This window comes from Microcoleus sp. PH2017_24_DOB_U_A (assembly GCF_020738205.1).
GTDB lineage: Bacteria > Cyanobacteriota > Cyanobacteriia > Cyanobacteriales > Microcoleaceae > Microcoleus.
Genome location: NZ_JAEQCT010000050.1, coordinates 23,623 through 37,208 on the forward strand (window position 1 = coordinate 23,623; position 13,586 = coordinate 37,208).

A 13,586-nucleotide genomic window follows, 5' to 3' on the forward strand; every position below is an offset into this window, starting at 1 on the left:
TCAACCAGAAACAGGGAAAAAAAACCAAGAGATTTCCCAATCTCCTGTATCCCACCCTATTCTCGAATTGTCAAATGCTTATTCTCAAATGGTGTGTGTTGAGGAGTGATATGGATAACTTTGTGGATGAGAAAATCCCTTTTACTATGCCTTTCAAACTTACAGGCAGGAATTTATTCCTGCTGCTGGGTTTGGGACTCGGCATTGTAGCGATCGGTTTAGATGTAGCAGCGGGTAGATTTTTGGATGCGCCTGCATCGCTATTTATGCCACTAGCTGTTTGTGCTCTCATTGCATCGGGTTTAGGTTATCTGGTTGTGCCCGTACTCCAGCAACTGAAAGCCGGACAAATAATTCGCGAAGACGGCCCCCAAGCCCACTTAAAAAAAGCGGGAACGCCGACAATGGGAGGCATATTTTTTGTGCCAGCAGGAGTCGTAGTAGCATTACTTTGGTCGAGATTTAACTCAGATGTTGTTGCCGTATCGGCTTTAACTTTAGCTTACGGTTTCATCGGCTGGCTCGACGATTGGCAAATTCTCCGTCGCAAGTCGAATAAAGGTATTTCACCTCGGATGAAATTGGCTTTGCAAGTAGGTTTTGCAGCTCTTTTTTGTCTGTGGTTGATGTTCCACAATCCAACTATTTCTACGAACATTGCTTTGCCTTTCGGTTGGGTATTGCCTTTAGGTTTCTTGTTTTGGCCCCTAGCTGGTTTTGTGTTAGTTGCCGAAAGCAATGCTACTAATCTTACCGACGGCGTTGATGGTTTGATGGGAGGTTTAGGTGCGATCGCACTTTTGGGATTAGGTGCATCTGTAGCATCAACTTCGCCAGAATTAATGATATTTTGTGTCTGCATTAGCGGCAGTTGTTTCGGTTTCTTAGCTCACAACCGCAATCCAGCCCGGGTATTTATGGGCGATACAGGTGCGTTGGCTTTGGGCGGTGCTTTGGGTGCGGTAGCTTTATTAACAAATAGCCTTTGGATATTATTAATAATCAGTGGGATTTTCTTGATTGAAACAGTGTCAGTAATTGCTCAAGTGGCTTATTATAAAGCTACAAAAGGCCCTGATGGCATTGGCAAGCGTCTTTTAAGAATGGCTCCCCTGCACCACCATCTAGAACTCTGCGGCTGGTTGGAAACTCAGGTGGTTGGTATCTTTTATTTAACTAACGGGGTGTTAGTGTTAATGATTTTGATGTTGGCTGGCAACAGTTAACAGCGGATTAGTAACAGACTTTACAGCATATGTAGCTGATATTTACAGCCATGTTGAAAAACAAATAAGATGCCCGTTACACAAGAACTTCATGCAGTTGTGGAACGGGCATCTTGCCCGTTTTAGATAGAATAAAAAAACAGGTAAGATGCCTGTGCTACTAATATTAAATCTAGCTAAATCACAGGCTTTCCGGCCTGTGCCACTAATATTAAATCTGTTGTGGAACAGGCATCTTGCCTGTTCCAAGCTCATAAGCTAAAATGATGATATAGCCTTTATCAGAAAGATGAGGTATGACTATAAATGGAGTTTTTGATGCGACCTCGCTTACTATATAATAAATATAAGAGGGCTCCCATCCCAACAACGTACCTCACTTTTTTGAGAACCGCTATAATAGCCCCAGTTAATGCAATGGAACTTAAAAAAAGACAGGGCAATATTTGGATAATTGCTTCATCTGCCAGCATTCTATTGCTAACTGTGAGTTCCTTTTTTTACTGGAAACTTGTTAGACTGGGTTATGCTGTTCCCATTCCCTACATTTTAGATGTTTTTTGCTTAAGTAATTGTCCGGCTGATGAGTTAAATGTTTTACATACCCAATTACCACCAGATAATTTATTCAACTACGGCAAACCCCTATCACAAATTTTAGGCGAACCGGATAAGTTAGATAAAAATAGAATTTCCATCCTGGTGGAAAAATCAAAATACAGATTGACTGTCTATGAAAACAAAAAGCCTGTCAAATCTTATCCTGTTGTATTTGGCAGCAATCCCGCAGGCGATAAACTAAAAGAAGGCGATTCGCGGACGCCGGAAGGAATTTTTAGCATAAAAGATTTTTATCCTCACGCAGCTTGGTCGAAATTTATCTGGCTGGATTATCCCAGCAAACAATCTTGGCGAAAACATATCAAAGCCAAGCAAGCAGGTACAATCAAATGGTACGATAGTATTGGCAGCGAGGTTGGGATTCACGGCGTGCCTGCTAATTCAGAGAAAATTATCAAAGAGCGATCGAATTGGACTTTGGGTTGCGTTTCTCTGGAAAATAAGGATGTTGACGAGTTGTATCAGTTTGTACAAAAAGGTACAGAAGTAGAAATTATTAGATAACTGGTTCGTAGTAAGGACTTTAGTCCTGATTGACTCAACAAGCAGCAGAGAGGACTGAAGTCCTCATTACAAACTGGCAAGAGAGGACTGAAGTCCTCACTACAAACTGGTTCGTAGTAAGGAATGCAAGTCCTGATTGACTCAACAACCAGCAGAGAGGATTAATGAACAGTGAGCAGTTTTTACCGATTGTTTCGGTTGTGGTACCTGTTTATAACGGGGAGACGGATTTGCCGGATTTAATTGAGTGTCTGCGATCGCAAACTTATCCAACAAACAGAGTAGAATATCTCTTAGTAGACAACAAAAGTCGCGATTACACTTCAACTATCCTTCAAGCAGCAGCCAAATCCCCCAAGCAAGAGGGATTCAATCAAATCACCATTCGCAATCTCACCGAAAATACGATTCAAAGTTCCTACGCAGCCAGAAACAAAGGAATGCGCGCCTCAACAGGCGAAATCATCGCCTTTACCGACGCAGACTGTCGCCCCGAACCTCAATGGTTGCAAAATTTAGTCGAACCATTCGCTAACTTAGAAATAGGAATTACCTGCGGTGAAATCCTCGCCCTTCCCGGTAACACTCTCTTAGAAAAACACGCCGCCCGCGAAAATACTTTATCTCAAAAACATACTCTCGCTCACCCTTTTTGTCCCTACGGTCAAACGGCTAACTTAGCTGTGCGCCGAGAAATTCTAGCACAAGTCGGTTTGTTTCGCCCCTACCTTACGAGCGGTGGCGATGCGGATTTGTGCTGGCGGATTTTGCGGGAAACATCCTATAAAATGTATTTTGCCGAAAATGCGATCGCCCGACACCGCCACCGCAATACAATAAAACAGTTACAAAGTCAATGGTATCGTTACGGCGAGTCGAATAAATATTTGCACGAACTCCACGGTGTCGATTTGATGCGAGAATTCACCACAGGGGAATATTTGTATCGGCTGGCTAGATGGCTGTTAAAGGAATTGCCGGTTGCTACTGCTAAATGTGCGTTAGCGAAGCCCTCGAAGAGGATCGCCCGTGCCGATCTGGTAGATTTGTTAAATACGCCGATCGGTCTCTTGAATGTGAGAGCAAGGGCGATCGGACAGCGACAAGCCAAACTCCCAGAACTAGCTCGGGAAATTGAGCGACTTTAATCCTTAGAAGAAGACTGGGCGGTTGAAACCGCGTCTATACAGGCAAAACCCGCCGGACGCCGGTTGAAGACCTATCCTATGTTATTCTCTCTTGAGTCGGCGTCCGGCGGACATCGTTTGTGTAGGCGCGGTTTCAACCGCCGTCTGATCTTTACATCCGATAAGCAGAATTTATCTGTATATAAGTATGCTGAATTGAGAAATATGAAAATTTCAGGCAATCCTTAATATAAAATTAATAAGTCTATTTTGAAGCGCGCAGTTTCAGAATGACGAAAAACTCGCATTTACCCCCAAAATTTCTTTACTTCTGGCGAATGACCTCAGCCTTCTGGCGTCGAGATTATTCTCAGATTTTTCAAGTTTTGTAACAATTACAGGTAGTGCCAATGGCTCAAATCCTACTCCAGACCGTTTGGTTTATACCTTGCTATCCACTCATCGGCGCATTTCTGTCGATATTGTGGTTTCCAGCAGTAACTCGCCGCACGGGGCCTAGACCCTCCGGTTACGTAAACGCCATCTTAACTTTCTTCGCTTTCCTTCACGGCGTCATCGCCCTGACAGCTATCTGGAACCAACCGGCACAACACCAGTTCATTCCCTGGCTGAATGTGGCAGGTTTAGACTTAACCATTCCCGTAGACATTTCTGCTGTCACCGTCGGGGCGACAGTTTTGATTACGGGACTGAATTTTCTGGCGCAGATTTATGCAGTCGGCTACATGGAAATGGACTGGGGCTGGGCTAGGTTCTTTTCCCTGATGGGGCTGTTTGAAGCGGGGATGTGCGGCTTGGTTTTGTCCAACTCCCTGTTTTTCAGCTACATGATTCTGGAAGTCCTGACTCTGGGAACTTACCTGCTAATCGGGCTGTGGTTCAATCAGTCTTTGGTGGTGACGGGCGCCCGCGATGCTTTCTTGACTAAGCGGGTAGGAGACTTATTCCTGTTGATGGGAGTAGTTGCAATTCTGCCGCTGGCTGGAACTTGGAATTTTGACGAATTGGCAGTTTGGGCTAAGACTGCAAACATTGACCCCACAGTGGCGACGCTGTTGAGTTTAACTTTGATTGCCGGCCCGATGGGCAAATGCGCTCAGTTTCCCCTGCACCTGTGGCTGGATGAGGCGATGGAAGGCCCTTTGCCGGCAACGATTTTGCGGAACACAGTGGTTGTGGAAACCGGTGCTTGGATTTTGATTAAATTGCAGCCCGTGATTGCATTGTCGCCCGTGGGGCTGAAGACAACTATTATTGTGGGTGCTGCAACGGCGGTGGGTGCGTCTTTAATTGCGATCGCCCAAATCGACATCAAGCGCACGCTTTCCTATATAGTTAGCTCTTACATGGGCTTGGTATTTATCGCCGTCGGCACCGGACAAACCCACACAGCTTTGACATTAATCTTTGCCTACACCTTAGCAATGGGTTTGTTGGTGATGAGCATCGGTTCAGTAGTTTGGAACAGCATCACTCAGGATGTCCGATATCTCGGCGGTTTGTGGGCGAAGCGGCCGATATCGGGAATATCGTTTCTTGTTGGCGCCGCTGGAGTGATGGGCCTGCCACCCTTCGGCTGCTTCTGGGCTTTATCAGAATTAGCAGGCGGGCTTGCTAAAACTCATCCTTCACTGTTAGTAGTAGTGCTGTTTGTGAACGGCGTGACTGCTTTTGGCTTAGTGCGCGTTTTCGGTTTAGTTTTCGGTGGCAAACCGAAGCAAATGACTGAACGTTCGCCCGAAGTTGCCTGGCCTTTTGTCTTGCCGATGACAGTGTTAATGGGATTTACCTTGCACGTCCCACACTTGCTCGCCGCCTGGGAATTACTGCCTTTGGCAACTTTGAATTATACTGCGGCCGGACTGTTAGCTTTGTCAAGTGCGATCGGCATTGGTGCCGGAGCATTTATTTACCTGAACGAAAAGTGGGAAAAACCAGTGCGAATTGGTTCTCAAGCCGTGCAAGACTTCTTTGCCTACGACTTTTACACCGCCCAACTTTACCGCGTGACCATCATCTTTGCCGTCGGTCTGGTTTCCCAAATCATATCCTGGTTCGATCGCAATATTGTTGACGGATTCGTTAACTTAATCGGTTTTGCCACAGTTTTCGGCGGGCAAAGCCTCAAATACAACGTTACGGGTCAAACTCAGTTTTATGCCCTGACAATTCTCTTCGGAGTGGCACTTTTAGGATTGCTCGTAAGCTGGCCTCTGTTGGCTCGCCTCTCGCTGATTGTGGGCGGGTAAAGAGATATAAAGTTGAAGATTTTAGGTGACACTTTTAACCTAAAATCTTAAATAAATGAAGTCTTGAATAAAGATTTCAAACTCAATCCAACAAGGCAGAATACATGAAAGACGATCGCAGACAAGTAAATCTTTCCCGGCGCAACTCCCTCAAATTTGTCGCAGGAGCAATAGGTACAGGAATACTCGCAGCACGAGTAGGTGCTGATGTGGCTTCACCCGAACCAGCAATTGCTCAAAATGACTTCACTCCCGATGTCGCTTTGGCAAAATTGATGGAGGGGAACAAGCGATTTGTTGACAGAAAACGCCAAAGTCCCAACCAAGACTTACCCCGCCTCGTTGAAGTTGCCAAAGCTCAAAAACCATTTGCTGCTATTCTCGGCTGTGCAGATTCCCGCTTTCCTTCTGAGATTATTTTCGATCAGGGATTGGGAGATTTATTTGTATGTCGCGTAGCCGGAAATGTGGCTACTCCAGAAGAAATTGGCAGCCTGGAATTTGGCACACTGGTGTTGGGAGCAAAAGTGCTGGTAGTAATCGGTCACAAACGTTGCGGTGCGGTAGATGCAACCATCAAAGGCGCTCAAGTTCCCGGTCAAATTGGCAGTTTGCTCGACGCAATTAGGCCTGCTGTAGAAAGCTCGAAAGGCCAAGCAGGCGATCGTCTAGAAAATGCCTGCAAAGCCAATGTGGTGCTGCAAGCTAAAAGATTGAAAGCATCTCCAGTTATCTCTAAGTTAATTGAGGAGAATAAACTGAAAGTTGTCGGTGGATATTACGATTTAGACACGGGTGCAGTCAATATTCTGATTGAGTCGTAAACAGTTGAGAGTTGATAGTTGATAGTTGATAGTTGTCAATTGTTAAATACCAACTGTTGAAAAACCTCTTGGGAAAGCAGTAAAATTTAAACTGTCTAAAAACTTAGATATTAACTATCAACTGTCAACTATCAACTATCAACTGTCAACTGTCAACTGTCAACTATCAACTGTCAACTGTCAACTGTCAACTGTCAACTGTCAACTGTCAACTGTCAACTGTCAACTGTCAACTGAATCTTCACTCTTCACACATTATGCTTAGTGCGTTGCTCTGGTTGCCCGCGTTGGGCGCTGCGGTAGTCGGGTTCTTGCCCGGAAAAATGAATGCGATGCGGGTGCGCTCCGTCGCTTCCGTCTTCGCTGCTGCCGTTTTCCTGTTGAATCTCTGGCTGCTAACTCAATTTGACACGACAAATTCAGGGCTACAATTTCAAGAATATTTGCCTTGGATTCCGCAATTGGGTTTGAGCTACAACTTGGGAATTGATGGCTTATCTTTGCCACTCCTAGTTTTAACCGGATTGCTGACGCTATTAGTGATTTACGGTACTGGTGAAGGTATGGCTCGCCCCCAGCTTTACTACGCTTTGATTTTGCTGATCAATGCGGGGGTGGCGGGAGCTTTGATGTCTCAAAATTTGCTGCTGTTCGTCCTATTTTACGAGCTAGAATTAATTCCTTTTTACCTGTTGATTGCGATTTGGGGCGGCAAACAGCGCGAATACGCTGCGATGAAGTTTCTGATTTACACGGCAGTTTCGGGACTTTTAGTTTTAGGCGGATTTTTGGGCGTAGCTTGGCTGAGCGGCTCTTTAAACTTCGATTACAGTGCAATTACTACTCAAGATTTGCCCTTAAACACGCAATTAATCTTGCTAACAATTGTCTTGTTTGGGTTGGCAATTAAAATTCCTTTAGTGCCCCTCCACACTTGGCTGCCGGATGCCTACGTGGAAGCTTCGCCAGCAACAGCAATTCTGTTGGGAGGTGTTTTGGCGAAGTTGGGAACTTACGGCTTAGTGCGGTTTGGTTTGCAGATGTTTCCCGAAACTTGGTCGATAGTCGCTCCTGGTTTAGCGATAATCGGTACGGTGAGCGTGATGTACGGTGCTTTGAGCGCGATCGCCCAAAAAGATATCAAGCGCATGGTAGCCTATAGTTCGATCGGGCATATGGGCTACATCCTCGTCGCCTGCGCCGCCGGCACCAAACTCTCCTTAATCGGCGCTGTCGGGCAAATGGTAAGCCACGGCTTGATTTTAGCCTTGCTGTTTTATCTCGTAGGCATCATCGAAACCAAAGCCGGCACACGGGATTTGGACGTGCTCAACGGCTTAATGAATCCGATGCGCGGTTTACCCACAGCGAGTTCGCTGTTAGTTTTGGGCGGCATGGCCAGCGCCGGAATTCCCGGTTTAGTCGGTTTTATCGCCGAATTTTTAGTATTTCAAGGCAGTTTCTCAGCATTTCCAATTCCGACTTTACTGTGCATTTTAGCCTCCGGGTTAACAGCAGTTTACTTTGTAATTCTGCTCAACCGCACCTGTTTTGGAAAGTTGGACAATGCCACGGCTTACTATCCTCCAGTGAAGTTTGCCGAAAATATGCCAGCCCTAGTTTTAGCGGCAATCATTTTCTTCTTGGGAGTTCAACCAGTGTGGCTGCTGAAGTGGAGCGAATCTACTACAAATGCGATGGCAGTAACTCTATCAACGGGCAGATATACTCAAGTAGCTGTCAGCTATCAATCTGAGAAATAGAATGGGAGAGGGGGAGAGCGGGAACTCAGAAAAATCTTTTTTCTTCCTTCTTACTTCTTCCTTCTTTTCTCTTCCATCTTCCTTCTTCCCTCAACATTCATCCATTGAATCGGTTAAACCCGCTATACAATTCGTTACCGAACTTCCCTCTGATATCATCTCCGGTGGACTGACCACAATAAGATTAGTTTGTAGTGCGGACTTCAGTCCGCAGCCGGAGCGGACTTAAGTCCGCACTACGAACTATTTTTGTTATGGTGATCGACCGGACATGATATGAATTCGGATTCTAATTATGGTAAAATAAAAACAACCAGTCAACTACCACCATAACTGTGTAAAAGTTTGGAACACCGCAAAAAATTCTAAATTCAGGTGCAGTTACAGCAATTTCCCTACTAGCAACTTCCAAGCATTGCGCTGCCGCAGACTTTGCGAATATTTCTAAATATTGAGATTCATTCAAACCAAGGAAGAAACAATGGTACAAACTCCTACTAAACCAGCAACTAAACTGCCTCCTTCCAAACACGAATTTGCCGAAGTCATTCACAGACTGGAAGCTGGCGGCGCGATGATTCCAGATACGCCGGAAAATCTGATGCAAATCATCGCGATTTGGAAGGCCTACGCGGTACCGATGGATTTCTATTGGCGGGATTTACTTTACATCGCGGAACGGGTATTTTTAAACCCGCTTCCCTTCTTTAAATACTTCTTACCCCAGGAGTATTTAGACTTGCAAAATCACTATTCAGGTGACGGTGCAGATTTACGGATTTGGCGGGGGACTGGAAGCGCACACCCGGAACTTTTGGAGTTCATGGAAAATGGAGAAACTGGCAAAAAGCCACGTTTGTTTCACCATTTGTGGCACGATCGCATTAACATGGAATTTGCCGAAGAGTGCATGAGGTCAATGCTGTGGCACCGGGGGATGTACGTTCCTGTCAACCAGTTTGACCCCTATCTCGACAGCGACGAATACAAAGCAAATGCCGATCGCGCAATTAAAGCTTACTTCAAAAAAGACCCGTTCATGCTGGGCCTGCACAAAGCATTTCCCGAAATGTTTTTGGAACAGTGCCGCCAGATGTCTTATTACAGCAATCTCGGTTTATTCTGGGAAGTAATGGCACCCGTGTTTTTTGAAGTTTCCGACTTGTACGACGAAGGGAAAATTACCACAGTACCCCAGGCGATGGATTTCCTGGTAAATGGTATATTTGCGATCGCCGGTCGTCCGATTTACCACCACGTTCTCATCGACGGCGAAACCTACGAAATCATCCCAAAATCCAAAGGTTTCACTTGGCTGTACGAGGCAGCGCTACCCTACGTAGAATCGGTATTTTACCGCACTTCGCCGTTCCGGGGAACCAAATCTTACAACGCCCAAGCCAAGGAAGTTCCCGACGACCAAAAAGACTTCCACTACGGTATTTTGTATGCAGACAAATTCCCTGTAGGAACTGCCGGCATCCCGCCGACGCTGCTAGCCCAAGATATGCTGCACTTCCTGCCGCCTTATTTGATGGATTTCTACAGGCAGCGATGCCGCGGCGAAGATGATATCCTGAATCAGATTGGGGTGACGTTCCAGCGATCGATGTACTGCGTTACTTCGGCGGTTATTCAAGCTTTGCGGACGGCGCTGCTGTATCCTTTGGATGACCCGAATCCGAAACATTTGAAGGCAAATCGGGCGTTTTTCGAGTCTCAGATCGATCGCTTCTGCCGCCCGGAATACGGCATGAAATATGCGGCGAAGTTGAAAAACATTCAGACTTCGGATTACAGGTAAAAGATGTTTTTGGGAGAGGGAAGACGGCGGTTGAAACCGCGTCTACACAAACGATGTCCGCCTCCGCGGACTGAAGAAGGTAACATAATTTTAACCGCCAACTCTTCAAATATTCAACCCGCGGAGGCGGGTTTTGTCTGTGTAGGCGCGATTTCAATCGCCGTCTTTTTAAGGAAATAAATCGAACATATGAACAGCAAAGACCTAGCCCAATATATCGAAGCAACCGATGGGATTTCCAAACCGTGGCTGTTGGTGCAACTCCGGATGAAAAAATTGCAAGAAAGGCGATCGCAGATTTCTACTGAAGAATATCTCAAAGAACTTACCGATCTTCACCAAGATTTAATGAATCTGGGCGAATGGTGGGTGGGAATTGAAGACGAAGTGTTTTAATTAATTACCGATGCGAATACACTATAGATTTTCATAACCTTTAAATTTGACTAAGGTTTTGCCAATCAAAGCAAAGATCGATGGGAGGTGACATGATTTGCTGGTTGTTTTTGATTTAAATTTGCAAGTCATTGCCCGATCAACATATTTTTATATACAATATTTATTGAGATTATTTAATGCTTGACATTATAAGGTTAGTTCGGTAAAATCAATAATTATCTTATGTTGATTGATTCATATAAATCATCAGTAGGACTCCGTTAAGGTCTTAATCATTTATCTGGTAATCTGGTAGGATGCGTTAGCTTTGCACATTTTTTGTGATGTGTCAAGCAAATAGTTTGACGCACCCTACGACTGAACTAAAAGGCAGGTTATCGGTAGAGAACAAAATACTCTCCTGCTTGAATTTTGCACGGAGTTGAATGTGCTTGCCACATTCGATTGGATTCTTATATTAAATATAGGCACATCGAAATGGGACAGATAATTATTAATGAATTCCGCCGTGACGGCAATTTTCAGGGCGACGAGTATGTGGAAATTTTACTAACTGAAGACTTAACAGTAGCTCAGCTTCAATCCTATTTTATTGGCGATTCGCAAGATCCGCCAGAATTTAAACTTTCTGCTTATCAATTTGTGAATATGGCGAATATTGCTTCTGTCTTCAAGGCAGGAACAATAATTGCGATAGGTGGCTCAAATGTGATTCCAGTCAATGATATTAGCTACAATCCAGTTCCTGGCGGGAATGATGCTGATTGGAACATTAAATTGTTGATAAATAACGGTGCAGGTGGTACATACCTAAATAATGTTTTAGTCGCCAATAACCGGCTAGGAGGAGATTTTGCAGGGTCAGATACTGTTTGGGTAGATACTAGCAGTACGGGAATTACTTCTGTTGATTCAATCGCCTGGCCGACAACTGGTTTGGGAGCATTTGGCAATGCAGCTAAGGTAAAAATTGCCGCTCCGAATAACGGTGATAATGTCGAATTCATGAGCGCGATCGGTGGTGTGGATAAAACTGCTAATTATGCTGTCAATAGTGTAGGTTCGATCGGCGTACCCAATTTCGGCATTAACACTATTTATATTAACAGCCTCCGCAACCCGCAGCTCAACAGCGCTCCAACTTTAACAAATTCTAACGCTAATAGTTTAACTGCAATTAATGAGGACATAGAAAATGTAGCTAACACGGGTTTTAGTATTTTCAATATCACTAGCCAGTTAGGCGCTGATGTTAATAGCGATCCGTTGGGTGTCGCAGTCACAGCAGCAGACAATACTAACGGCAATTGGCAATTTTCAACTAATGGCAATACTTGGACAAATTTTGGGCCATTGTCCCAAAGCTCAGCAACAATTCTCGGCCCGACGCCTCTTTATAATGGCTTGCTTGGCAGCACTCCCAGTTCTCAGAATTGGCTGTCTTTGACCAACTCCAATATTATTGCTCCTACCACTATTGCTTCAGAAATATTAAGCGGTAATGGAGTTAATTTAAACAGCACGGCTGCTAATAATATCTATGCTGGCTATACCAATAATCCTTTAAGTCCGTTATTTCCGCCGCTCGATCGCACGCAGGGATTTAGCTTATCTTTTAATCTGCAAATTATCTCCGAAGCCCGTATCAATGCCAATCGGGCGGGTTTTAGCATTGTTACCGTTACGAGCGATCGCAAAGCAATTGAAATCGGTTTCCAGCAGCTATCTGCAACTACGGGCAATATCTTTGCTCAAGCAGACGGAATTACTCCCAATCCGGGCGGACAAACGAATAGCTTATTTGTGGCTGCTGAAAATGCTGCTTACAATACAAATCTTGCTACTAACTATACTCTGAAAGTTTTAGGCGACAATTACTTTCTTTCGGACGGTAGTAATAATGTTATACTAACGGGGCCTCTGCGAAATTATGCTGCATTTAGCGGCGCGATCGACCCCTATGAAACTCCTAATTTTCTATTTCTCGGCGACGACACAACCTCAGCCCAAGCTAACATCAACCTGACGCGGGTTTCTCTGCAAACGCCTGCGAAAGTCCGCTTTGTACCCAACCCAAATTATTACAGTATCGCTGGCAGCGAACCAACAATTACGGTGCGGGCGTGGGATGGAACGAATGGAGGTGGTAACGGTACTGTGGGTGTGAACGCTTCAGTTACTGGAGGAACAACGCCGTTTAGCACTAATTCGATCGCACCGACGATCGCAGTTAATCCAGTCAATGATGTACCTTCGTTTGTCAAAGGAGGCGATCGCACTCTCAAGAGTAACTCCAGCGCGCAAACCATCCCCGGCTGGGCGACGGCGATTTCTCGGGGCCCCGCCAACGAGTCGGGACAAACTCTCGCGTTTCAAGTTACGGGGAATGACAATGCTGCTTTGTTTAGCGTACCACCTGCGATCGACTCGGCGGGCACGCTAACATTTACACCGGCCGTAGGGGCGATCGGCAGTGCTAAGATCGCTGTCAATCTCAAAGATAATGGGGGCGTAGCTAACGGCGGTGTCGATACATCCGCCAGTCAAACTTTCGTCATCAATCTCACCAACTTGCCACCTGCTGGACAAACAGACAATTACACGATTCCCCACACCAAGGTATTCAACCAGCAAGCCCCCGGAGTATTAGGCAACGACAGCGACCCTGACGGCGATATTTTGACAGCCAAGGTATTGTCAAATCCCAGCAACGGCAAGGTCGATTTTAAGGCTGACGGTTCATTCAGCTATATTCCCAATCCGGGTTTTGCAGGGCCAGACAACTTCACCTACAGCGTCAGCGACGGAGTATCGCCGTCTGGGGCTGTTGCTGTCAACCTCACTGTTACCAACCAGCCACCTGCTGGACAAACAGACAATTACACGATTCCCCACACCAAGGTATTCAACCAACAAGCCCCCGGAGTATTAGGCAACGACAGCGACCCCGACGGCGACCCCTTGACGGCAAAGGTATTGTCAAACCCAATCAACGGCAAGGTCGATTTTAAGGCTGACGGTTCATTCAGCTATATTCCCAATCCGGGT

At 45.5% G+C, this 13,586-nt stretch carries 9 protein-coding genes; all 9 read left to right on the forward strand.

Annotated features, from left to right (window positions below):
• Positions 1–110: 110 nt before the first annotated feature.
• The gene (gene mraY / locus JGK07_RS14820; protein ID WP_293182007.1) at positions 111–1,226 is read left to right on the forward strand and encodes a phospho-N-acetylmuramoyl-pentapeptide-transferase; all 1,116 of its coding nucleotides are present in this window, start codon (positions 111–113) and stop codon (positions 1,224–1,226) included.
• A 417-nt stretch (positions 1,227–1,643) separates the two neighbouring features.
• Positions 1,644–2,351, forward strand: a complete 708-nt coding sequence (locus JGK07_RS14825) for a L,D-transpeptidase (RefSeq protein ID WP_293182009.1) — start codon at positions 1,644–1,646, stop codon at positions 2,349–2,351.
• 164 nt (positions 2,352–2,515) lie between these two features.
• A complete protein-coding gene (locus tag JGK07_RS14830) occupies positions 2,516–3,499 on the forward strand; it encodes a glycosyltransferase (protein WP_293224841.1) in 984 nt (327 codons plus the stop codon).
• 389 nt (positions 3,500–3,888) lie between these two features.
• Positions 3,889–5,748, forward strand: coding sequence for an NAD(P)H-quinone oxidoreductase subunit F (locus JGK07_RS14835; protein ID WP_293182013.1), 1,860 nt, complete (start codon positions 3,889–3,891; stop codon positions 5,746–5,748).
• A gap of 104 nt (positions 5,749–5,852) precedes the next feature.
• The gene (locus JGK07_RS14840; RefSeq protein WP_293182015.1) at positions 5,853–6,572 is read left to right on the forward strand and encodes a carbonic anhydrase; all 720 of its coding nucleotides are present in this window, start codon (positions 5,853–5,855) and stop codon (positions 6,570–6,572) included.
• 257 nt (positions 6,573–6,829) lie between these two features.
• Positions 6,830–8,335 carry an NADH-quinone oxidoreductase subunit M gene (locus JGK07_RS14845; RefSeq protein ID WP_293233381.1) on the forward strand — a complete coding sequence of 502 codons (1,506 nt, stop codon included), beginning with the start codon at positions 6,830–6,832 and terminating at the stop codon, positions 8,333–8,335.
• Positions 8,336–8,816: 481 nt separating this feature from the next.
• On the forward strand, positions 8,817–10,139 hold the full coding sequence (locus JGK07_RS14850; protein WP_293218748.1) for a CO2 hydration protein: 1,323 nt from the start codon (positions 8,817–8,819) through the stop codon (positions 10,137–10,139).
• Between the two features lie 189 nt (positions 10,140–10,328).
• Positions 10,329–10,535, forward strand: a complete 207-nt coding sequence (locus tag JGK07_RS14855; RefSeq protein WP_293218750.1) for a hypothetical protein — start codon at positions 10,329–10,331, stop codon at positions 10,533–10,535.
• Between the two features lie 480 nt (positions 10,536–11,015).
• Positions 11,016–13,586, forward strand: a 2,571-nt coding sequence (locus tag JGK07_RS14860; protein ID WP_293242383.1) for a cadherin-like domain-containing protein, incomplete at its 3' end; no start/stop codon positions are given.